The sequence below is a fragment of the Novosphingobium sp. BF6 genome, from assembly GCF_058273105.1.
The window spans coordinates 357113-378366 of sequence record NZ_CM177775.1; the positions used below are offsets into that span (position 1 = coordinate 357113).

The following is a 21254-nucleotide window of genomic DNA, read 5'->3' on the forward strand; positions in this document are numbered from 1 at the left end:
CATGCTCAAGATCGATAATCTTCAGGCCAATGTTGCCGACAAGCCCATTCTCAAGGGTCTCTCGCTGACGATCAATCCCGGCGAGATTCACGCGATCATGGGGCCGAACGGCGCGGGCAAGTCGACGCTCGGCTACACACTCGGCGGCCGTCCGGGTTATGAAGTGACCGGCGGTTCAGTCGATTTCCTCGGTCAGGACTTGCTCGACCTCGAACCGCACGAGCGCGCCGCCGCCGGCCTGTTCCTGGGCTTCCAGTACCCGGTCGAGATCCCCGGCGTCTCCTTCGTCCAGTTCCTGCGCGAAGCGGCCAATGCCCAGCGCAAGGGCCGGGGCGAGGAACCGCTTTCGGGCGGCGAATTCCTGAAGCTCGCCCGCGAAAAGGCGGGCCTGCTGCGCATGGACATGGACATGCTGAAGCGCCCGGTGAACGTCGGCTTCTCCGGCGGTGAGAAGAAGCGCGCCGAGATGGTGCAGATGGGCATCCTCGATCCCAAGCTGGCGATCCTCGACGAGACCGATTCCGGCCTCGACATCGACGCACTGCGCATCTGCGGCGAGGGCATCAATGCGATCATGCGCGCGCCCGACAAGGCGGTGCTGCTGATCACCCACTACCAGCGCCTGCTGGACTATGTGAAGCCGGACTTCGTGCATGTTCTGGCCGCTGGCCGCATCGTCAAGACCGGCGGCCCGGACCTCGCGCTGCGGCTTGAGGAAGAGGGTTACGAAGCCGTGGTGCAGGAAACCGCCGCATGAGCGAAGTCGCTGCTCTCCCAACGCGGAAGCACGAAGACTTCCGCTATTCCGACATCGACGCGCTGGCCAGTGTCTGGCCGATCGCGCGCGAGGAAATCGTCGTGGCCGACGGCGCCGACGAATCGCTCCAGATCGTCGAGGACGGCGCTGCCGCAGTGGCCCGCCACCTCGTGATCACGCTGGGCAACGCTGCCAAGTTCGACCTTCGCGTCCTGTCGGCAGGCCCGGTCTATGGCCGTATCGCCGTCGATGTGCGGCTGGCCGAAGGCGCGGACTTCACGCTGGGCGCGGCGCAGCTCGCCACCGGCAGCGAGACGCTGGAAGTGGTCACCGAAGTCACCCACGCCGGGCTGAACGCCACGTCCAGCCAGATCGTGCGCACCGCGCTGGCGGGCCATTCGGTCGGCACCTATCTCGGCCGCATCGCGGTGGAGCGTGGGGCCGACGGCACCGATGCCGAACAGTCGGTCCGCGCCATGCTGCTGGACCGCACGGCCACCGCCAATGCCCGGCCGGAGCTGGAAATCTACGCCGACGACGTCAAGGCGGCGCATGGCTGCGCGGTCGGCGAACTCGACGCCAACGGGTTGTTCTACCTGATGAGCCGTGGTCTCACTCCGCCCGAAGCCAAGCGCCTTATGCTCCAGGCCTTCATCGCCGAAGCCTTCACTGGCGCCCCCGGTGAAGCGGAACTGAGCGAGGCCGCGATCACCCGGCTGGAGGCGATCCTGTGAGCACCGATACGCTCGTCCTCAAGGACCAGTTCCCCGGACTTGCGGGCAACTGGCACTACCTCGATACCGGCGCGACCGCGCAGAAGCCGCAGGCAGTGATCGACGCCACCGTGAATGCACTGGGCCGTGACTATGCGACCGTGCATCGCGGCGTCTATGCCCGCTCGGCCGAGATGACGCTGGCGTTCGAGGCGGCGCGCCGCAAGGTCGCCGCCTTCCTCGGCGGCCATGAGGACGAGATCGTCTTCACCCGCGGCGCGACCGAGGCGATCAACCTCGTCGCCCAGACCTGGGGCGTCGAAAACCTCAAGGCGGGCGACCGCATCATGCTTTCGGTGCTGGAGCATCACTCCAACATCGTGCCGTGGCAGCTGCTGCGCGACCGAACCGGCGTGGAGATCGACGTCTGCCCGCTCACCGAGGACGGCCGGATCGACCTCGAAGCCGCCGAGCGCATCCTCACGCCCGCACACAAGCTGGTGGCCTTTGCACATGTTTCCAACGTGCTCGGCTCGGTGCTTCACGTGGAACATGCCGCGAAGCTGGCTCATGCGGTCGGCGCGAAGCTGCTGATCGACGGCTGCCAGGCGGCGCCGCGCATCGCCCTCGATGTGGCGGCGATGCAATGCGATTTCTACGTCTTTTCCGCACACAAGCTCTACGGCCCCACCGGGATCGGCGCGCTCTGGGCGAAGAAGGCGCTGCTCGATGCCATGCCCCCGTGGCAGGGCGGCGGGTCGATGATCGATCGCGTCACCTTCGAGAAGACCACCTATGCCCCGGCGCCGCAGCGTTTCGAGGCGGGCACGCCGATGATCGTCGAGGCCCTCGGCCTTGCCGCCGCCATCGACTGGCTGACCGCGCAGGGCCTCGACCGGGCCGAGCGCCACGAACGCGATCTGGCCGCGAAACTGCGTGCCGAATTGGGCAAGCGCAACGACGTGACCCTGTTCGGCCCCGCCGACTCGGTCGGCATCGTTTCTTTCGCGATGGACGGGGTGCATCCGCACGACCTCGGCACCATATTGGACGAAGAAGGCGTCGCGATCCGTGCCGGCCACCACTGCGCGCAGCCGCTGATGGACCACCTCGGCGTTCCCGCCACGGCCCGCGCCAGCTTCGGCATCTATAGCGACGACAGCGATATCGAGGCGCTCATGAAGGGTATCGAGCGCACCCGGAGAATTTTTGGATGAACGACGAGAAGCCTAATTTCACGGTCGAAGAAGTCGATTCGGTAACGCCCGCGCCGCGCGCGCGCGTCGAGGACGTGCCTGTTCCCCCTGTCGAACGGAAGCGCGACTATCTCGACGGCTTCCTTGCCGAAAAGCCGCAGGGCATCGACCCCGGCCAACCCGGCGGCGCGATCTACGACGGCGTGATCGACGCGCTGAAGGAAATCTTCGATCCCGAGATTCCGGTCAACATCTACGACCTCGGCCTGATCTACGGCGTCGAAGTTTCGCCCGAGGCCTCGGTCGCGGTGACAATGACGCTGACCACGCCGCATTGCCCGGTCGCGGAATCGATGCCGGGCGAAGTCGAGATGCGCGTGGCCGCCGTGCCGGGCGTGCGCGACGCCGAGGTCAATCTTGTCTGGGATCCGCCGTGGGACATGGCCAAGATGTCCGACGAGGCGAAGCTCGAGCTGGGCATGCTCTGATGGCGACGCTTGCCCCTACCGTGACCGTGCGCCTGGCGGACTATGCCGACGCGGCCGATGCCGCGCGCGTGGTCGCGCTGCTGGACAGCTATGCGCGCGATCCTATGGGTGGGGGCGAGCCGCTGTCCGAAGACGTGCGCGAGCGGCTGGTGCCCGGCCTTGCCGCGCACCCCGGCGCTTTCTCGCTGCTGGCCTTCGCCGGCGACGAAGCGCTGGGTCTGGCGAACTGCATCACCGGATTCTCCACGTTCGCCGCGCGTCCGCTGGTCAACATCCACGACATGGCCGTGCTGCCCGAAGCGCGCGGCAAGGGCGTGGGCCGGGCGCTGATGCTGGCGGTAGAGGCAGAGGCCCGCACACGCGGCGCCTGCAAGATCACTCTCGAAGTGCTGAGCGGCAACGACACGGCCAAGGGCCTCTACGCCGCGCTCGGCTACGGCGATTACGCGCTGGACCCGCAGGCGGGCACCGCGCTGTTCTGGGAAAAGAAGCTATGACCACCGCAACTGAAACGAAGCCCGCACGCCAGCGTCCTGCGGCGGTCATCCTCACCGCCAATGCCGAAGCGCGCATCGCCAAGCTGATGGGCGAAGCGCCCGAAGGCACCATCGGCGTGCGCCTTTCCACGCCGCGCCGGGGCTGCTCGGGGCTGGCCTATTCGGTGGACTACGTCAGCGAGGAAAAGCCCTTCGACGAGAAGATCGAGACTCCCGGCGGCCTGTTCTACATCGACGGCGCCTCAGTGCTCTACCTGATCGGCAGCACCATGGACTGGGTGGAAGACGACTTCACCGCCGGATTCGTCTTCGCCAACCCGAATGCCAAGGGCTCCTGCGGCTGCGGCGAGAGCTTTACCGTCTAAGACACCTACTTGCGCAGCGCCGCGATGCAGGCTGCGCGGTCGACATCCTGCCCGTCCGACACCCGCCGCGCGTCGATATAGGATGCGCGCGGTTCCTTTGAGGATGTCGACGGGTAAAGGTAGATGTCCAGCAGGCAGGCCTTGCCGGTGAACTGCAGCTTGCGCGCATCGCCTTCCCAGACATTGAGGCGCGGCTCCCCGAACATCCGCACGAGCTGGCTCTCGTTCGATCCGATCACGCCATCCGCGCCCGGAATCGCCTGAAAACTGGGATCGCGCGCCGTATGCGTGGGCTGGCGGACATTGGGAATCTGCGTCCCGCGCTTGGGCGGATGCGGCGTACTCGCCACCCCGCCGCCGGACGTGCTGGCGCACCCCGCAAGCAGCAGGGCAAGTCCGGCAACGGCCAGGACCCCCTTGAGACGGACGGGCTGAATCATCGGAATGGCGGCTGCCGCCGGACGGTCTTGAGTCATGATCGCGCCCCGCATCGCCCGACCTTCGCATGCTGTCAACTCTCGCCGCGCTTGCGAAGCGGCGGCCCGCGCGCTACGCGCGGTACAACTTCCAGACAATCCAAGGACTCCTTTTCGCATGGCTGAACCCACCGTGCCGCCCACCTTTGACGTGATTGCCATCGGCAATGCCATCATCGACGTGATCGCCAACTGCAACGAAGCGCTGATCGAGGACCTCGGCCTCTCGCGCGGCGGCATGATGCTGATCGACGCCGACCAGGCCAAGAGCCTCTACGAAGCCATGGGACCGGCCCGCGAGATCTCGGGCGGTTCCGCTGCCAACACCCTCGCGGGTCTGGCCGCGCTGGGCGCCAAGTGCGCCTTCATCGGCCAGGTCGCCGACGACCAGCTGGGCGAAGTCTTCACCCACGACATCCGTGCGGGCGGCATCGCCTTCGACGTGGCAGCCCGCCCCGGCATCCCCACCGCGCGCTGCCTGATCTTCGTGACGCCGGACGGCCAGCGCACGATGAACACCTTCCTCGGCGCCTCCCAGCACCTGCCCGCCGAAGCGCTGGATGAAAGCGCCATCGCCGATGCCGCCGTGCTCTACCTCGAAGGCTACCTCTGGGACCCCGAGGAACCGCGCGCGGCGATGCGCAAGGCCATCGAAGCCGCCCGCGCCGCCGGTCGCAAGATCGCCTTCACCCCTTCCGAATGCTTCGTGATCGACCGTCACCGCGCCGACTTCCTCGACCTGATCGAGACCGGCAAGATCGACGTGCTGTTCTGCAACGAGCACGAGATGGCCGCCCTCGTCGGCCATGACGATTTCGAAAAGGGCGTTGCCCAGCTCGCACCGAAGATTCCGGTGCTGGTCGTCACGCGCGGTGCCGAGGGCGCGGTCGCGATCTCGGGCGGCCAGCGCGCCGAAGTCGGCGCCGAGCCGATCGAGCGTGTCGTCGACACCACCGGCGCGGGCGACCTCTTCGCCGCCGGCTTCCTGTTCGGCCATGTGCGCGGCAAGAGCCTCGAAGAGTGCCTCCAGTACGGCGCGATCTGCGCCTGCGAGATCATCTCGCACTACGGCGCCCGCCCCGAGGCCGACCTCAAGGCGCTGATCTCCGAACGCGTCGGCTGATCCAACCGATCGCCGCAAGACAGAAAGGGCTCCGTTCGCAGGAACGGAGCCCTTTTTGCATTCCTGTCGTGCGGCTCAGTAAGTATCCGGCGGTGGCGGTGCCTGAGCGGGTATCGGCTGCGACAGATTCTGGGGCTGAGCGCCCGGTTGGGCCGACTGGAAGCGCGCCAGACATTCGGCCTTGCGCTGCTCGCGGGCATTCGAATAGCTCTGCGCCGTCTGGCCGGGCAAAGCGCAGTCGCGCTCCGGTCGGACCGGGACCTTGGCGCGGCAGCCGTCCTCGGTGGCGAAGAGGTTGTCGGCGCAGTCGGCCAACGCCGCCACGTCCGCATCGTGCTGCGCGCGGCAGCTCGCGGTCCAGCGCTGCTTGTAGGAAAGCTCCGCGAAGTTCAGGCAGTCCTGATATTCCTGCTGTGCGGCTTCCTGTCGGCGCGACTGCTCGGCCTGCTGGCGCTGCTGCGCCTTGGCCTGAGCATCTTCCTGCTTCTGCCGGGCTTCCTGCACCGCCAGTTCGCGGGCTTCCTGCCGCGATGCCTGACCGGGCAGGAAAATGCCGTAGTAGAAGCCCACCCCGGCACCGGCGAAGACCGCCGCCACCGCCAGCGCAACTTTCAGGATCGAGTCCGCCTTACTGGCCATGTGCTTTCTCGTGGTGGGCTTTCTCACGCGCCACTTCGCGCCAGCCGATGTCGCGGCGGCAGAAGCCGGTGGGGAAATCGAGCGCATCCACGGCGGCATAGGCTTTCGCCTGCGCCTCGCTGACCGAAGCCCCGCGCGCCGTCACGTTGAGCACGCGCCCGCCGCTGGCGACCAGCACGCCGTCGTTCAGCACGGTTCCCGCATGGAAGACCTTGGCGCCCTCCGCTTCGGCTGCCGCGATGCCGCCGATCGCGCTGCCCTTCTCTGGGGTGCCGGGGTAGCCGTTGGCCGCCATGACCACGGTCAGCGCGGTATCGCGGCTGAAACGCGGCGCAGCGATCGCCGCCAGCCGGTTGTCGGCACAGGCATGGAGCAGCTCCACCAGATCCGATTCGAGTCGCAGCATCATCACCTGGCACTCGGGATCGCCGAAGCGGCAGTTGTATTCGATCAGCTTGGGGCCTTCGCTGGTCAGCATTACGCCCAGGAACAGCACGCCGGAATAAGGTGTGCCCTCGTTTTCAAGCTGGCGCACGGTGGGGGCGATGATGCGTTCGAGCACTTCGGCTTCCAGCATGGGCGTCAGCACCGGGGCGGGGCTATAGGCGCCCATGCCGCCGGTATTGGGGCCGGTATCGCCGTCGCCCACCCGCTTGTGGTCCTGCGCCGAGGCGAAGGGGACGATGGTGGAACCGTCGGTCAGCGCGAAGAAGCTGGCTTCCTCGCCTTCCATGAATTCCTCGATCACGGCCTCGGCACCGGCTTCGCCGAAGCGGCCCGAGAATATCTCGCGCACGGCTTCCTCGGCCTCGGCCATGGTCATGGCCACGGTCACGCCCTTGCCTGCCGCAAGGCCGTCCGCCTTGATGACGACCGGCGCGCCGAACTTCGCCAGCGCGGCCATGGCAGCGGCCTCGCTGGAGACGCGGTCGTAACCGGCGGTGGGGATGCCCGCGCGCTCGCAGAGGTCCTTGGTGAAGCCCTTCGAGCCTTCGAGCTGGGCCGCCGCCTGGCTCGGGCCGAACACCGAAAAGCCCTCGGCCCGCAGGGAATCGGAAAGGCCGTCCACCAGCGGCGCTTCCGGGCCGATCACCACGAGGCCGACGACATTGGCCTCGCAGAAGGCGATGACCGCACCGTGGTCGGTGACATCGAGGTCGATGCAGCTTGCCACTTCGGCAACGCCCGGATTACCGGGGGCAGCCCAGAGCGCGTCACAAAGCGGGGATTGCGCCAGCTTCCAGGCCAGCGCATGTTCGCGGCCGCCGGAGCCCAGAAGAAGGATGTTCATTTGCCCTTGCCTTTCGATGACGACGAATTCGATGACGGTCGTTCGGGTGGGCTGGTAGCGAAGCAAGCGGCCGGGGACAACGCTGCGCCGCTCTCGATCAGCGAGATTTCGAATCTTCTGAAGCGCACCGTCGAGGACCGCTTCGGCTTCGTGCGCCTGCGCGGCGAGCTTTCGGGCGTGAAGCGGGCGGCATCCGGCCACCTCTACTGCGCGCTCAAGGACGACAAGGCGGTGATCGACGGCGTCATGTGGCGCGGCGGCGCGCAGCGACTCGCCTTCCGCCCCGAAGACGGCGTGGAAGTGATCGCCACCGGCAAGCTCACCACCTATCCCGGCCGCTCGAAGTACCAGATCGTCATCGAGACGATGGAGATCGCGGGCGAAGGCGCGCTGCTGGCACTGCTCGAAAAGCTGCGCGCGCGCCTCGCCGCAGAGGGCCTCTTCGCCCCCGAGCGCAAGCGCGAGCTGCCGTTCCTGCCGCAAGTGATCGGCGTCGTCACATCGCCCACCGGCGCGGTGATCCGCGACATTCTTCACCGGCTGGACGACCGCTTCCCCAGCCATGTCCTCGTCTGGCCGGTGCTGGTACAGGGCGAAGGCGCTGCCAGCCAGGTGGCCAATGCCGTGCGCGGTTTCTCCGCGATCCAGCCCGGCGGCCCGGTGCCGCGCCCCGATCTGGTGATCGTGGCGCGCGGCGGCGGCTCGATCGAGGACTTGTGGTCGTTCAACGAGGAAATCGTGGTGCGCGCCGTGGCCGAATCGTCGATCCCGGTGATCTCGGCAGTGGGCCACGAGACCGATACCACCCTCTGCGACTATGCCGCCGACCGCCGTGCCCCCACGCCGACCGCCGCCGCCGAAATGGCCGTGCCGGTGCGGCTGGACCTCGCCGCCACGCTCGACGAACTGGCCTATCGCAAGCGCCGCTGCGCACTCCGCCCGGTCACGCTGGGCCGCGAGCGTCTGGAAGCGCGCGTCCAGCGTCTGCCCAAGCCGGAGGCCATCCTTGCCGCCAAGGCCCAGAAGCTCGATGATCTTTCCGAGCGCCTGCGCCGCGGCCTGCGCGACGAAGCCGCCGCCAAGCGCGAGCAGCTTGGCCGCACCGCCTCGCGCCTCTCGCTGCCGCTGCTGCGCCACCGCATGGAGCGCAGCGAGGAACGACTGGCCCGCACCGGCCTGATCCCGCGCCTGCTGACCCGCCGCTGGGCCATGGCGCGCGACGGGCTTGCCCCGGTCTCCCGCGTCCTGCCGCAACTCGATCCCAAGCGCCCGCTGGAACGCGGCTATGTCCTTGCCAAGGGACCGGACGGCCGCCCGCTCACGAGCCGCGAGGCGGCGGCACGGGAAGCGCTGTTGACGCTGGAATTCCGCGACGGCGAACTGACGGTGGCGGTGGGGTCGGAGGCTCCTGCCCCGGTGGCCAAGGCACCCGAACCCGCCCCCGAAGCGAGCGCCGCGAAGCGTCCGGCACGACCGAAGCCGGACGAGACGAGGCAAGGCGATTTGTTTTGACCGCCGCGCTCTGCTAGGATTTCGCCCATGCTTATGTCTTCTGCCGACCGCCCCGCCAAGCTCACTTACGGACCCAACGGATTCCGGGTGTTGAGCGGCGGACATTTCGTGCTCTGCGCCGTCACCGGCGAGAAGATTCCGCTGGAGGAACTCCGCTACTGGAGCGCCGAATTCCAGGAGCCTTACGCCTCGGCCGAAATCGCGACCAAGCGCCTCACCGGGAAGGCATGAACGCCCGCAAGGTTCTGCCGTCGGCGCTGGTTCTGGGCGGCGCCGTCGTCGCCTCGGTTCTGGCTCTCGCCGGGCTGGGCGCGCAATCGACCGCGCCCGTCGCTGCGACTGCCGGAAACCTGACCTATAGCGGCGAACTGACCCAGGGCGGCTGGATGCGCGGCAAGGCGCCTTCCGGCACGAACGCACTGGCGCTGAACGGCCAGCCGGTGGCGATCGCGCCGGACGGTTCGTGGTTCGCCGCCTTCGACCGCGATTCGGGCACAATCGCCACGCTTACCGCGACAGTGAATGGCCGCAGGATCTCCCAGCCCGTGTCGGTCTCGCCGCGCGCATGGCAGATCGAGAACATCAACATTCCGCGCAAGCCGGGCGGCCCGACAGACGCCTTTCTGGCGATCCGCAAACCCGAACTCGACCGCATCAACACGGCCCGCGCCCTGAAGACGGACGCGCAGGGCTGGCGCCAACACTTCATCTGGCCCGCCAAAGGACGCATTTCCGGCCGCTTCGGCTCTCAGCGCGTCTATCGCGGCGAACCGGGGGCCTATCATTCCGGCCTCGACATCGCCACCGGCACCAGCGGCACGCCTTTCGTGGCCCCTGCCGACGGCGTGGTGATCCTCGCTGCCGAGAAACCCTTCACGCTCGAAGGCAACCTGCTGATGCTGGATCACGGCATGGGGCTGAACAGCGCCTTCCTGCACTGCTCCGAGATTCTGGTGAAGCAGGGCGATCATGTCCGGCAAGGGCAGGTCATCGGCAAGATCGGCATGTCCGGCCGCGCCACGGGGCCGCACCTCCACTGGTCGATCAAGTGGAACGAGGCCCGGCTCGACCCGATTCTCTTTACCGGACCGATGAACTGAACGACCAATCGGGGCGATTCCGGGCAGTTACGCAGAAACCGGGTTGCGGCCCTCGCGGGAGTGCTTATCCCGCCCCTGTGCGCCGCGCCATTGCCCTTCTCGTCCTGCTGGCCCTGCTGCCCCTCACCTGGGGGCACGCGCGGCAACAGCCGAAGTTCAAGCGTTTCGAGCTTTCCTTCAGCCCGCTCCCCCTGCCGCCCGCCGCCCGCGCGAAGCCGCGTCTCGGCGCGTTCCGGCTGGAGGAAGTCTGGCAGGCGCATAGCCGCACCCATTCCTTCGGCTCCTACTCCGCGCTCCTGCTCCGCTCTGGCGGAACGATGCTCGCTCTGAGCGATTCGGGCGGCTTCCTGGAGTTCAAGGCGCCCGGCCAGTCGCAGGAGGATAGCCGCATGGGCGACCTGCCGCTGTCGAAGGACGCCGACAAGGCCGCCCGCGACGTCGAATCGGCGACGCAGGACGACAAGGGCATGATCTGGCTAGGGCTGGAAGGGCGTAACGCCATCTACCGGATGAATCCGGACTACCGGATAGAGCGCAAGGCAAGTCCGGTCGTGATGAGCGATTGGGGCGTGAATTCCGGCCCCGAGGCCCTCACCCGCCTGTACGACGGGCGATTCGTGACTTTGCGCGAAGGCTATCTGGGCTGGAGCGACCACTTGCACCAGGCCGCCCTGTTCAGCGGAGACCCCACCGAACATCCCGATGGCCAGGGCTTCACGCTGGATGCGCCGAAAGGCTTCAGCCCGACCGACATGGCGCAATTGCCCGACGGCCGCCTGCTGATCCTGATGCGGCGGCTGATCTGGCCGATGCCCCAGCGCTTCGCGGGCCGCATCGCGATCGGCGACCCGAAAACGATTCGTCCGGGCGGGACCTGGAAGATCACCGAAGTGGCGCGGCTGTCTTCGGACCTGCCTATCGACAATTTCGAGGGAATCGCCATCGCGCCGCGCACCGACGGGCGGGTGACGGTCTGGCTGATCTCGGACGACAACTACTCGCCGCTCCAGCGCACGATCTTGTGGAAGCTGAGCGTCGATCCGGCAGAGCTGCCTTAAGACGGTAGTTTGCTGAAACGAGGCAGCAATTACCTCCGACGTCATCCTGAACTTGTTTCAGGATCCATTGTGCCGAACAGACTGCCGTCGATGTCCAGAGATAGATCCTGAAACAAGTTCAGGCTGACGTCGGTTTTCAACGATCCCTTCGCGAAAACGCGATTACCACAACATTTTCGCAAAACCCGGACATACGAAAAGGCGCGCAAGTCAGCTTGCACGCCCTTCGCGAGACCATGTTTTCACGCTTCCCGCAGGAAGCGTGAAGGATCAGGCAGCTGCGGCCTGGGTCTTCTTCAGCTCGCGCTTCACCTTGACGGCGCGGGCGCTGAGCTTGGCATCCGCAGTCTTCAGCAGCCAGTTGTCGAGGCCACCGTTGTGCTCGACCGAGCGCAGGCCGTGGGTCGAGACGCGGAACTTGAAGCTGCGCTCAAGACCGTCCGACAGCAGCGTGACGTTCTGAAGGTTGGGAAGGAAGACGCGCTTGGTCTTGTTGTTGGCGTGGCTGACGTTGCAGCCGACCTGGCGGCCCTTGCCGGTCAGTTCGCAGATGCGGGACATGTCTCTAACTCTCGCTCGAAAAAATTCTGTGGCCGTAGAAACGGGAAGGCGCGCCCTTAGCGATTCCCGGGGGGAAGGTCAAGTTGCGCACAGCTTTTTGAAGGTCTAGCGCTTGGCCATGACCCGCTGGCCTCTCCCCGAATACATGGAACTCGCGCTCGCGCAAGCCCGCGAAGCCGCCGATTCCGGCGAAGTGCCGATCGGCGCGATCGTCGTGAAGGACGGAAAGGTGATCGCCGCCGGCCGCAACGGCCCGCGCGAGCGCCACGACCCCACGAGCCACGCCGAGATCGAGGCGATTCGCGCCGCCGCACGGATCCTCGGCAACGAGCGGCTGGAAGGATGCGAGCTATGGGTGACGCTGGAACCTTGCGCGATGTGCGCGGGCGCCATCGTCCACGCGCGAATCGCCCGGCTCTACTACGGCGCTTCCGATCCGAAAGGCGGCGCGGTCGAACACGGCGCACGCGTGTTCGAACACGACCAGTGCCTGCACAAGCCCGAGGTCTATTCGGGAATCGGCGAATCGGAAGCCGCTGAGATGCTGCGCGGCTTCTTCCGAGCGAAGCGGTGATCGACGATTAGCTGAAGATGCTCTCGTCGTCCGCTGCCACATCGCCCTTGCGGGCGAACCATGCCTTGGCGTCCGGGCGGAACAGGAACACAACCGCGACGATCTGAAGCCCAGTGATGACCACCACGGCGGCCGTGCCCAACAGCCCGCGCCCGGCCAGCGTCGGCAGAGTGGGAATCGTCATGAGCACGCCCGCGACGGTCAGCACCGTCAGGACCCACTTCGCCACGTTGCTGGCATTGCGGGAGATGAAGAACCACAGGAGCAGGATGAGCGCGAAGCTGAACACCTGGACGCCCACGATGAAGCCCAGCCCCAGACCGGAACTCGCGATCCTCGGATCGGACAACGTATCCTGCATCGAAAGGGCGGAATTTATCACCGCCAGCACCAGAGAGCCGAGATAGAAGCGGTCGAACTGAACGATGGAATTCGGACGCACGGCGATGTCCCCCTATTGTCCTGTCCGCCCGGACAGGGTCGATGGAACATGACGGAGTGCCGCAGAGTTCGCAACTTCTTCTAAAGCGGCGAGAAATCCAGCCCGATATCGGCTGCGGGCGCACTCTGGGTAAGGCGGCCGACGGAAACGTAAGTCACGCCCGAGGCGGCGATGGCGCCGATGGTGGAGAGGTTCACCCCGCCCGAGGCCTCGGTGGGCACTCGGCCTGCCACGATCGCCACGGCCTCGCGCAGCCTGTCCGGTCCCATGTTGTCGAGCAGCAGGTGATGTGCCCCGGCGGCGATGGCCGGTTCGATCTGGTCGAGGTGGTCGACTTCGCAGATGATCTGCGCCACGCCTGCCGCCCTCGCGCGGGCCACCGCCGGGCCGACGCCGCCCGCGACGAGGACATGGTTGTCCTTGATCATCGCCGCGTCCCACAGGCCCATGCGGTGGTTGCGAGCGCCGCCCATGCGGGTCGCATACTTTTCGAGGTGGCGCAGGCCGGGAATGGTCTTGCGGGTGTCCAGCAGCGTCGCGTGGCCATTCATGGCGTCCACGTATTCGCGGGTCATCGTCGCGATGCCGGAGAGGTGCTGGACGGTGTTGAGCGCGCTGCGCTCGCCGGTCAGCATCGCGCGGGCATTGCCGGTGAGGCGCATGAGCTTGGTGCCCGGTTGGGCGCTGGCGCCTTCCTCGACGAGGATTTCGATCTCCATCGCCGGGTTGAGCTTGCGGAAGAAGGCTGCGGCGATGGGAAGTCCGGCAACGGTGATCGCATCGCGCGAATCCATCACGCCGGAGAACCGCGCGTCGGCCTCGATCACGCTTTCGGAGGTCACGTCATGGCCGCCGCCCGGAAGGCCCACGCCGAGGTCTTCGGCCAGTGTTGCATCGACGAAGGCGGCGAGGTCGAAACCGGGGATCGCGAATGTGCTCATGGCCCGCGTCTTTCGCGCGATCTGCGGGCAAAGTCGAGGGCCTGTATGGCAGCTGGGGGCTTCGACAAGCTCAGCCTGAGCGGGGGAGGGGGTACAGCCGAACGGAAAAAATCTAGGTGAGCGGGAAAGGGCGTTACGCCCTGCCCCGCTCACCCTGAGCCTGTCGAAGGGATCAGTGGACGAAGCGGGCGATCACGTCGCGGTAGGAGCGGCTGACCTTCACTTGCGCGCCCGAATCTAGCACCAGGAAGCACTCGCCGTTGGTATGCGGCTTGACCTGGCGGACCTGGTTGAGATTGACGATGGTCGAGCGGTGAACGCGCTGGAACACACGCGGATCGAGGCGGCGTTCGAGGTCCTTCATGGTCTCGCGCAGGATCAGCGAGTTGTCGGCGGTGCGGATGCACATGTAGTCGCCTGCCGCCTCGATATGCTCGATCGAATCGACGTCGATCCGGAAGATCTGGCCGCGATCCTTGATGTTGATGAGCTTCTCGTAGCGATCCGCATTGGGATCGCTTTCCTCGGGGATGTGCTCGATCGCGTCGGGGGCCACTTCGGCCAGCACCGTCTTGAGCTTCTCCGCCTCGTCCGACGAACGCTTCTCGGCCAGGCGCTGGCGCACGCGGGCGAGGGTGTCGTCGAGCTTGGTCTCGTCCACCGGCTTCATCAGGTAGTTAACCGCGTTCGCTTCGAAGGCGCGGACGGCGTGTTCCTGATAGGCGGTGACGAAGACGAACAGCGGCGGCTCGATCTCCATCACGCCCTTGACCACCGAGAAGCCGTCGAAACCGGGCATCTGGATGTCGAGGAAGACGAGATCGGGCTTTTCCGTCTTGATCTTGCGGATGGCCTCGCGGCCGTTCGAGCAGGTATCGATGATCTCGACATCCGGATACTTCTCCAAGCGAAGCTGAAGGCCCTGGATGGCGAGTTTCTCGTCGTCGACGAGGATGGTGCGAATGGTCATCAGTTACGTTCTCCGGCCCGGCTAACGCTTGTGGGCCAAATATGTTTCATCGCGCGGCGAAAACAGGCTGCCGCGGCTGCTCGATCATGTCTTCCGGGGTGGGTTGGCGTTCTGCGGGGAGTTCGATGAGCACGGCGAATCCGCCTTCGATCGGCTCAATCGTCTCGAACCGGTGATGCTCGCCGTAGGCCTGGGAAAGACGGTCGCGGATATTCGTCAGGCCGACGCCAGTGGAGACCGGCTCCCCTCCATCGTAAGTCATGCCCGACAACCTGTTGTCGGTCGTCGGACTTTGCAAGCCCGGCCCGGTGTCCGAGACGGTGATGCGAAGCATCGGCCCGACGAGTTGCGTGACGATCGTGATCTCCGCCCCGGATTCCTGCGGAGTCACGGCATATTTGATTGAATTTTCGACAAGGGGCTGGAGCAACAGCGAAGGCAGCAGGCAGGTCTCGGTTTCCGGGTCGATATTGAAGGTGGTGCGCAGGCGTTCCTCGAATCGCATCAGTTCGATGTCGAGGTAGAGCTTCAGCGTCTCCACCTCGGTCGCCACCGTCACCCGGGCCGAGGGCTTGTTGATGAGAGTATAGCGCAAGAACGACGACAGGCGGCTGAGCATCGCATTGGCCGGCTCGGTCTGCTTGAGCAGCACCAGCGTCGAGATGGAGTTCAGCGTGTTGAACAGGAAGTGCGGGTTGAGCTGGTAGCGCAGCATCGCCAGCTGGGCCTGGGTCGCCTGATTCTCCAGCCGGATCATCTGGTCGTTCTGCTCTTCCACCTGAAGGTAGAAGTTGATCGCGTAATAGAGCGCCGACCAGGCCCCCAGCAGGGTCGCATCGAGGTAGAAGATGCCGAGGAACAGCTGGGTGAAGCTGGAATCGCTGTCCGTGCGGTAGAGCGAGACCACCCAGGCGTCGATGAAGGCATGAAGCCCCACCGCGAAAGGCAGGATCAGCGCCGTCACGCCCCAGGTTATCAGCGCCCGCTTGGTAATCAGCGAACGGTAGACGACCGAGAGCACCAGCGAGATCGAGAAGCCGGTGACGGTGGCGATCAGCACCAGCACCAGCGAGGACAAGGGCTGGGCATTGGCGATCGTCGACATGGTGCGAAGCAACATCGCACCGCTCCAACCGACGAACTGAAGGCGCCAGAAGGCCTTGTCCTTGTTGGCAAAGAACGGAATGGGCTGGATCGGCAGAACGCTCATGAGCGCTTCCTAGCCGAATTATTACCGAAGCGGAAACTCTCGAAAACGGCGCGCCTCCGTTGCCATCAGCTCTTTTTGTCGCCGCCCCTCGCTTCGGCGACCGCCTGCGACAGCTGATCGACGCCGACCGCGCCGGAAATCAGCCGTTCGCCCGCCACCCAGCTCGGCGTACCGCCGAATCCGAGCCTTCCGGCGATTTCCAGATTGCGCGAAAGCTCCTGCTCCACGGCGGGACCGGCGGCGACCTTGCGGGCGCGCTCCATGTCGAGACCGGCCTTCTGCGCGGCGGCCTCGATGCTCTGACCGTCGACCTGGCCCATGGCGAACATCGCGTCGTGGAACTGCGGGAACTTGCCCTGCTCGGCAGCGGCCAGCGCCATCTTGGCGGCGGCGGGGCTTTCCGGGCCGATGATCGGCAATTCGCGCACGACGATGCGCAGGTCCGGGTTGCTCTTCAGCAGCTGCGCCACGTCCGGCAGGCTGCGGCGGCAATAGCCGCAGGCATAGTCGCTGAATTCGACCAGCGTGACCTTGCCGTTCGGATTGCCCAGCACGGCGCCGGGGAACGGCGTCTCCACGTTCTGGCGCACGCCGGAAAGCTGCTGGCTGGCCTGCTTGCGCTGGAGGTTGTCCATTGCCTGAGGCAGGATTTCGGGATGTTCGAGGATGTAGTCGTGCACGACCTTCTCGACCGCCACGCGGCCGCCGAACCAGCCGCCGACACCGACCAGAGCGACGCATCCGGCGATCACTGCGAACTTCGTGCCATTACCCATCGTCGTCGAAAATCCCGTAGTGTGTGAATCCCGCCCTTAGCCGAGCAGGGGACCGGCGGCCATAGCCGCTGGCGCTCAACGCTTCTTGCGTTCCAGCGCGGCGCGCGCCTGCATTTCGATATCCTGCGCCCGCAGCCAGTCGGGCGAATTGCTCGGCAGCCCCGCTTCGGCGGCCTGCGCGCTGCGCAGCGCGGCGTCCATCTGGCCGGTGAGCGACTGCTGCTCTGCGCTGGCGAGCCGCGCGCGGGGCATATCGCCATTGGCGGCGTAGATCGTGCCGAGCTGATACCAGGCGAAAGGATTCTCCCGGTCGCGGGCGACCGCGTTCTTCAGCACCGTCTGCGCCTCGGCGAAATGGGCCGGGTCCTCGGTGGCGATCAGGGCGTGGCCGAACAGCGTGGCGATCAGCGGCTGATAGCCGGTCAGTTCGGTCGCCTTGCGCAGCGGCACCAGCGCTTCCGCGGCCTGCCCCGCCTCCAGCAGGATCTGGCCCTTGAGTTCGAGGAAATAGGGGTCATTGGCATCGACCGCGAGCAAGGCATCGGTCTCGGCCCGCGCCCGGTCGAGCTGCGACTGACGGTGGTAGGCATAGGCGCGGGCATAATGCGCGGGCACCGAGTTGTCGGTCTCGGGATAGACCCGGAACACGTCACGCGGCTCGGCCAGATAGCCGAACAGCTTGGCCTTGATCCGCACGAAGCGCTGCTGGATCTTCGGATCGTCCGGCCGGGTCCAGGCCGGGTCCTTCTCGTAGACGTCCTGAAGCGTCTGGATCCGGTCGCCGGTGAGCGGGTGGGTGGAATAGAACTCGTCCCCGCTCTGCGGACGGTAGCCGTAACGGAATTCGAGGTTCTGGAGCTTCTTGAAGAACTCCACCGAACCGCGACCGCTGATTCCCGCCGTGGAAAGGTACTGGGCACCGGCGGCGTCGGCCGAGGCTTCCTGCGAGCGATTATAGGCCAGATACTTGCCCATAGCGGCCTGTTGCCCGGCCATGATGACGCCCAGCGCCGCCTCTCCCCCGCCCGCAGCGGCGGCAGCGGCCCCCAGCAGCAGCGAGAGGATCGAGATGTTGGTGGCGGGCTGCGCGCCCTGATTCAGCACGGCATGGCCGCCGGTGACGTGACCCAGTTCGTGGGCGATCACGCCCTGCACTTCGGCAGCGGTGTCCGCCTGATTGATGAGGCCGCTGTTGACGTAGACCGCCTGCCCGCCCGCCACGAAGGCGTTGACCGAGGAATCGTTGATAAGGACGATATCGACGTGATTGGGATTGAGTCCCGCCGCCGTGATCAGCGGCTTGGCCATGTCCTTGAGCAGGGCCTCGGTCTCGGCATCGCGCAGGATCGACTGCGCGCTGGCCGGTGCGGCGGACCAGCCGAGCAGCGCCAGGATGCTCAGGAAGAGTGCGACAATTCGCGCGAAAGGCATGCTCTTTCTTGGGGCCTCCGGGCCTGAACCGGCGCTGAAGGCACCCGGTTTGCAGAATGCTCTCAGCTTAACGGCGGAGAACACCCAGGCAAGGGTGCTCGCTCAGCTTCAAGCCAGCAGGCGCCGCGCCGCACGGTCGAGCAGGACTTCGTCGTCCGCCACTTCGCCCAGCAGCACCAGTTCGCCCGCTTCGTTCCGCCGCGCGACCAGCACGGTGAACTCACCCGAGCGGCCAAGCTCGTCCGGCGAGCGGGGCCGAAGTGCCCGCAGGGCCTCTGCGGTTGCGGGCAGGCCGTCCGCCGGGCCGTCCGCCCATTCGGTGAGCGGCGCGGATTCGCGCGGCAGGAGAGGACGGTCGAGAGGGGCGGAATCGTCCAGCGAAGGAAGGCGCGCCGTACCGGACGAAGCCCCCTGTTCCTTCCAGTTGATGACCCCGTAGATGCAGTCGATCGCCACCTGATCGCGCGAGAAGGGCAGCAGGATGCCGCGATAGAGAATCGTCGCGCCGTGCCGGTTCACGAATTCCGCCTCGAACCCGACCGGAGCCTGATTCGCCAGGATTTGCATATAGTGGTCGGTAATGCGCGACAGCAGCGAGCGGCTGGGCACGTCGTCCAGCCGCTGGATCGTTCCCGCCGCGCCGCATTCCTCGGCCAGCGCCGCGCCGAGCCAGACGATCGCCGGGTTTTCTACGCCTTCCGAGAAGTCGAGCAGCACGCCGTGCGGTCCGAAATCGGGCAGGCTGGCCGGATCGAGATCGGCGGCATCGGGGAAGGCCCGATCGCCCAGCAGGCTCGCCCAGAAATTGTAGGCGCGCACCTGCATGCGGCGCTCCGCCCCCGTTGTGGGGTTTGCGCCATCCGCCGGGGACTGCAAGCCCGCGTCGTGCCTGTCGGTAATTTCGCCGCCCGCCCTGTCCATCGCTATCCCCGCTGATCGCCATCCCCGCTAATCGTCGCCCGCTTGTGACGGCGCAGGGTGAAATAATATTTAAGCCCCGCCACTTCCGGTTACAGCAGATAGCGCATCTTGATCGTCATGCGGGTATTCTCGGCGCCAACGTCGAAGGCGGCCTTGTCGAAGCGCGGCGGCCCCATCCGCACCGGCGCATCGCGGGAGAAGCCGAAGCCCTCGCGGGGAATCATCAGCGCGGTGTCGAGCTTGCCGTTGCCGTTCTCGTCGTGAATCAGCGAGATCGCGTAGCGTCCCTCGGGAACTAGCCCGAAATCGAGCCGTATCTCGCCGCTGACCGGAACCGTCAGCTTGCGGGCCTTGGGGTCCTTGTCGCAGTTCGGAAAGGTCCGGGCATCGGTGGTCAGGCACGCGAGGATCTGCCCCTTCTGCGAACGCAGACCGGTGATGGCGGCGGTCACGTCCGACTGCACGCCCGTCGCGCCGAGTGTCAGCGGCGCGGCAAGCAGCAGGGTCAGGGCGCCGAAACGCCCCGGTCGGTGCCGCACAGATGATCCCAGAACCGGAAGTAGAGTCCATAGTTGCATCGATAGAGCTCATGATGGCGGTGATGGTGGCTGGCGGTGATCAGCCAATGCCCCAGACGCGAGTGGACGAGGCGGGTGGGAAACATCTCCCAGCCCATGTGATTGGCGATCCCCATGACCGTCATGATGGTCAGGACCAGCCCCAGCATGCCGACATGGATCGGCACGAGGAACACCAGCGCCGGCACGACGACGGCCCCGGTCACGGCTTCGAGCGGGTGGAAGCTCATCGCCGCCCAGGCCGTGGGCGGGCGGCTGGCGTGGTGGACCGCATGCATCAGGCGGAACACGCGGGGGCGGTGCATCCAGCGGTGGGTCCAGTAGAACCAGGTGTCATGCAGGAAGAGGTAAAGGAACAGCGAGACCGGCATCCACCATAGCGGCCAAGCCGTGGGATTGCTGTAGATCAGAGTCCAGCCATGCGCCTGCCAGCCCCAGGCAACGACGCCCGCCGGAATGCCGTAGATCGCCGAGGAAGCCAGCGACCAGCCGATCTCGCCGCGAATCTGGCGGTCCATGCCGGTGTACAGCCCCGGCCTCGCCCGCGCGGTGATCCACGCGAAGAGTCCCGAGGTGCCGAGATAGCGCAGGCCGACGATCGCCGTCATCGTGACGGCGGAAACGCAGAGCGCCCACAGACCGGGACCGGAAATCGAGGACATCTCGGGGGTTATGCTCCGGTATGGGCCTTGTGGCCAGAGGGTCTCAATCCAGCGCGACCCGGATCGGCGGCAGCACATCCAGCCCCGCCGCGCCGGCCTCGTCGACCAGCCCCTCGGGATCGGGATGAATCAGGATTTCGGTATCGGGAAACTCCACCGCCAGCCGGTGCTCCAGTTCGTCCATCACCCGGTGGGCCTCGCGCACGGTCATCTCGGGATCGACCCAGACGTGGAACTGCACGAAGTCGCGGTTGCCCGAGGTGCGCGTGCGCATGTCGTGGACGCCGGTAATATCAGGATGGCGTGCCAGCACCTGGAGGAAGCGGTCCTTCTTTTCCTCCGGCCACTCGTGATCCATCAACTGGTCGAGCACGTCCTGCGAGGCATTCCAGGCGCCCCAGCCCAGCCAGGCGGCGATGCCGAGGCCGAACAGCGGGTCCGCGCCCTTCAGCCCGCCATATTGATCCAGCACCAGCGCCCCGATCACCGCCACGTTGAGCAGGAGATCGGACTGGTAGTGAACGCTGTCGGTCTGGATGGCGATGCTGCCCGTCTTGCGGATCACATGGCGCTGCCAGGCGACCAGCGCCAGAGTCAGCGCGATCGCCACGCCCGAGACGGCAATGCCGCTCTCCGCGCTCTCCACCCGGCTTTCGGCGAGGAATTCCTCCACCGCGCGGCTGGCGATGGCCAGCGCCGAGATCGAGATCAGCACGATCTGGAACATCGCCGCGATCGCCTCGGCCTTGCCGTGTCCGAAGCGGTGCTTGTCGTCCGCAGGCTGGGCGGCGATCCAGACGCCGAGCAGGGTGGCAATGCTGGCGACGAGATCGAGCGTGGTGTCGGCAAGGCTGCCGAGCATCGCCGTCGATCCGGTGGACCAGGCCGCCCAGCCCTTGAGGCCGAGCAGCAACACCGCCACGCCGATACTGGCGAAAGCGGCGCTACGGGTGAGTTTGGCGTGTTCGTGCAA

The 21254-nt window shown here is 66.3% G+C and carries 26 protein-coding genes; 12 read left to right on the forward strand and 14 right to left on the reverse strand.

The features are described from left to right. Nucleotide 1: 1 nt before the first annotated feature. The 6 genes from sufC to AC4D6D_RS01795 are packed head-to-tail and all read left to right on the forward strand — an operon-like array spanning nt 2 to nt 4016. The gene (sufC, locus tag AC4D6D_RS01770; protein WP_147216795.1) at nt 2–757 is read left to right on the forward strand and encodes a Fe-S cluster assembly ATPase SufC; all 756 of its coding nucleotides are present in this window, start codon (nt 2–4) and stop codon (nt 755–757) included. Further along, entirely contained in the window at nt 754–1491 is a 738-nt protein-coding gene (locus AC4D6D_RS01775) for a SufD family Fe-S cluster assembly protein (RefSeq protein WP_491326263.1), read from the forward strand. Before sufC ends, AC4D6D_RS01775 begins: the two co-directional genes overlap by 4 nt. Beyond that, the gene (locus AC4D6D_RS01780; protein ID WP_491326264.1) at nt 1488–2687 is read left to right on the forward strand and encodes an aminotransferase class V-fold PLP-dependent enzyme; all 1200 of its coding nucleotides are present in this window, start codon (nt 1488–1490) and stop codon (nt 2685–2687) included. The genes AC4D6D_RS01775 and AC4D6D_RS01780 overlap by 4 nt, the downstream gene beginning before the upstream one ends. Then, complete coding sequence (locus tag AC4D6D_RS01785) at nt 2684–3154, forward strand: SUF system Fe-S cluster assembly protein (RefSeq protein WP_491326265.1); 471 nt, start codon at nt 2684–2686, stop codon at nt 3152–3154. Before AC4D6D_RS01780 ends, AC4D6D_RS01785 begins: the two co-directional genes overlap by 4 nt. Beyond that, nucleotides 3154–3651 (forward strand): GNAT family N-acetyltransferase, encoded by a 498-nt coding sequence (locus AC4D6D_RS01790; protein ID WP_491326266.1) that lies wholly within the window; start codon nt 3154–3156, stop codon nt 3649–3651. The genes AC4D6D_RS01785 and AC4D6D_RS01790 overlap by 1 nt, the downstream gene beginning before the upstream one ends. Further along, on the forward strand, nt 3648–4016 hold the full coding sequence (locus tag AC4D6D_RS01795; protein WP_132387665.1) for a HesB/IscA family protein: 369 nt from the start codon (nt 3648–3650) through the stop codon (nt 4014–4016). The genes AC4D6D_RS01790 and AC4D6D_RS01795 overlap by 4 nt, the downstream gene beginning before the upstream one ends. Before the next feature lie 5 nt (nt 4017–4021). Here the strand turns inward: AC4D6D_RS01795 and AC4D6D_RS01800 are convergent, their stop codons facing one another. Next, nucleotides 4022–4492 (reverse strand): hypothetical protein, encoded by a 471-nt coding sequence (locus AC4D6D_RS01800; protein WP_491326267.1) that lies wholly within the window; start codon nt 4490–4492, stop codon nt 4022–4024. Nucleotides 4493–4610: 118 nt separating this feature from the next. Between AC4D6D_RS01800 and AC4D6D_RS01805 the strand changes: the two genes are divergently transcribed. Further along, nucleotides 4611–5615 carry an adenosine kinase gene (locus AC4D6D_RS01805; RefSeq protein ID WP_491326268.1) on the forward strand — a complete coding sequence of 335 codons (1005 nt, stop codon included), beginning with the start codon at nt 4611–4613 and terminating at the stop codon, nt 5613–5615. A gap of 75 nt (nt 5616–5690) precedes the next feature. On the opposite strand, the gene AC4D6D_RS01810 is transcribed toward AC4D6D_RS01805, so the two are convergent. Beyond that, nucleotides 5691–6254: a hypothetical protein gene (locus tag AC4D6D_RS01810; protein ID WP_491326269.1), complete on the reverse strand. Its 564-nt coding sequence runs from the start codon at nt 6252–6254 to the stop codon at nt 5691–5693. Continuing rightward, nucleotides 6244–7545 carry a phosphoribosylamine--glycine ligase gene (gene purD / locus AC4D6D_RS01815; RefSeq protein ID WP_491326270.1) on the reverse strand — a complete coding sequence of 434 codons (1302 nt, stop codon included), beginning with the start codon at nt 7543–7545 and terminating at the stop codon, nt 6244–6246. The genes AC4D6D_RS01810 and purD overlap by 11 nt, the downstream gene beginning before the upstream one ends. On the opposite strand from purD, the gene xseA reads away from it, so the two are divergent. The 4 genes from xseA to AC4D6D_RS01835 all read left to right on the forward strand — a co-directional run bounded on the left by xseA (nt 7507) and on the right by AC4D6D_RS01835 (nt 11215). Then, on the forward strand, nt 7507–9057 hold the full coding sequence (gene xseA / locus AC4D6D_RS01820; protein ID WP_491326271.1) for an exodeoxyribonuclease VII large subunit: 1551 nt from the start codon (nt 7507–7509) through the stop codon (nt 9055–9057). The genes purD and xseA overlap by 39 nt on opposite strands. 27 nt (nt 9058–9084) lie before the next feature. After that, nucleotides 9085–9288: a DUF2093 domain-containing protein gene (locus tag AC4D6D_RS01825; protein ID WP_147215998.1), complete on the forward strand. Its 204-nt coding sequence runs from the start codon at nt 9085–9087 to the stop codon at nt 9286–9288. Further along, a complete protein-coding gene (locus tag AC4D6D_RS01830) occupies nt 9285–10157 on the forward strand; it encodes a M23 family metallopeptidase (RefSeq protein ID WP_491326272.1) in 873 nt (290 codons plus the stop codon). The genes AC4D6D_RS01825 and AC4D6D_RS01830 overlap by 4 nt, the downstream gene beginning before the upstream one ends. A 77-nt stretch (nt 10158–10234) precedes the next feature. After that, nucleotides 10235–11215, forward strand: a complete 981-nt coding sequence (locus tag AC4D6D_RS01835; RefSeq protein ID WP_491326273.1) for an esterase-like activity of phytase family protein — start codon at nt 10235–10237, stop codon at nt 11213–11215. A gap of 270 nt (nt 11216–11485) precedes the next feature. Here AC4D6D_RS01835 and rpmB read toward each other — a convergent pair whose 3' ends face one another. Then, entirely contained in the window at nt 11486–11776 is a 291-nt protein-coding gene (rpmB, locus tag AC4D6D_RS01840) for a 50S ribosomal protein L28 (RefSeq protein WP_147216005.1), read from the reverse strand. A gap of 118 nt (nt 11777–11894) precedes the next feature. Between rpmB and AC4D6D_RS01845 the strand changes: the two genes are divergently transcribed. Continuing rightward, on the forward strand, nt 11895–12350 hold the full coding sequence (locus tag AC4D6D_RS01845; protein WP_491326274.1) for a nucleoside deaminase: 456 nt from the start codon (nt 11895–11897) through the stop codon (nt 12348–12350). A gap of 7 nt (nt 12351–12357) precedes the next feature. Here AC4D6D_RS01845 and AC4D6D_RS01850 read toward each other — a convergent pair whose 3' ends face one another. From AC4D6D_RS01850 to AC4D6D_RS01895, 10 genes are all read right to left on the reverse strand, one after another. Beyond that, complete coding sequence (locus tag AC4D6D_RS01850) at nt 12358–12792, reverse strand: hypothetical protein (RefSeq protein WP_491326275.1); 435 nt, start codon at nt 12790–12792, stop codon at nt 12358–12360. 80 nt (nt 12793–12872) lie between these two features. After that, the gene (nadC, locus tag AC4D6D_RS01855; RefSeq protein ID WP_491326276.1) at nt 12873–13733 is read right to left on the reverse strand and encodes a carboxylating nicotinate-nucleotide diphosphorylase; all 861 of its coding nucleotides are present in this window, start codon (nt 13731–13733) and stop codon (nt 12873–12875) included. Between the two features lie 172 nt (nt 13734–13905). Beyond that, nucleotides 13906–14703, reverse strand: a complete 798-nt coding sequence (locus tag AC4D6D_RS01860) for a LytR/AlgR family response regulator transcription factor (protein ID WP_132269936.1) — start codon at nt 14701–14703, stop codon at nt 13906–13908. 46 nt (nt 14704–14749) lie between these two features. Beyond that, nucleotides 14750–15913 (reverse strand): histidine kinase, encoded by a 1164-nt coding sequence (locus AC4D6D_RS01865; RefSeq protein WP_147216014.1) that lies wholly within the window; start codon nt 15911–15913, stop codon nt 14750–14752. A gap of 65 nt (nt 15914–15978) precedes the next feature. Continuing rightward, complete coding sequence (locus AC4D6D_RS01870; protein WP_491326277.1) at nt 15979–16689, reverse strand: DsbA family protein; 711 nt, start codon at nt 16687–16689, stop codon at nt 15979–15981. A gap of 75 nt (nt 16690–16764) precedes the next feature. Next, nucleotides 16765–18120, reverse strand: coding sequence for a M48 family metalloprotease (locus tag AC4D6D_RS01875; protein ID WP_491326278.1), 1356 nt, complete (start codon nt 18118–18120; stop codon nt 16765–16767). Nucleotides 18121–18228: 108 nt separating this feature from the next. Continuing rightward, nucleotides 18229–18945, reverse strand: a complete 717-nt coding sequence (locus tag AC4D6D_RS01880; RefSeq protein ID WP_491326279.1) for a PAS domain-containing protein — start codon at nt 18943–18945, stop codon at nt 18229–18231. A gap of 185 nt (nt 18946–19130) precedes the next feature. Further along, nucleotides 19131–19580, reverse strand: a complete 450-nt coding sequence (locus AC4D6D_RS01885) for a DUF2141 domain-containing protein (protein WP_491326280.1) — start codon at nt 19578–19580, stop codon at nt 19131–19133. Further along, entirely contained in the window at nt 19547–20281 is a 735-nt protein-coding gene (locus AC4D6D_RS01890; RefSeq protein ID WP_491326281.1) for a sterol desaturase family protein, read from the reverse strand. Before AC4D6D_RS01890 ends, AC4D6D_RS01885 begins: the two co-directional genes overlap by 34 nt. A gap of 43 nt (nt 20282–20324) precedes the next feature. Then, the gene (locus tag AC4D6D_RS01895) at nt 20325–21254 is read right to left on the reverse strand and encodes a cation diffusion facilitator family transporter (protein WP_491326282.1); all 930 of its coding nucleotides are present in this window, start codon (nt 21252–21254) and stop codon (nt 20325–20327) included.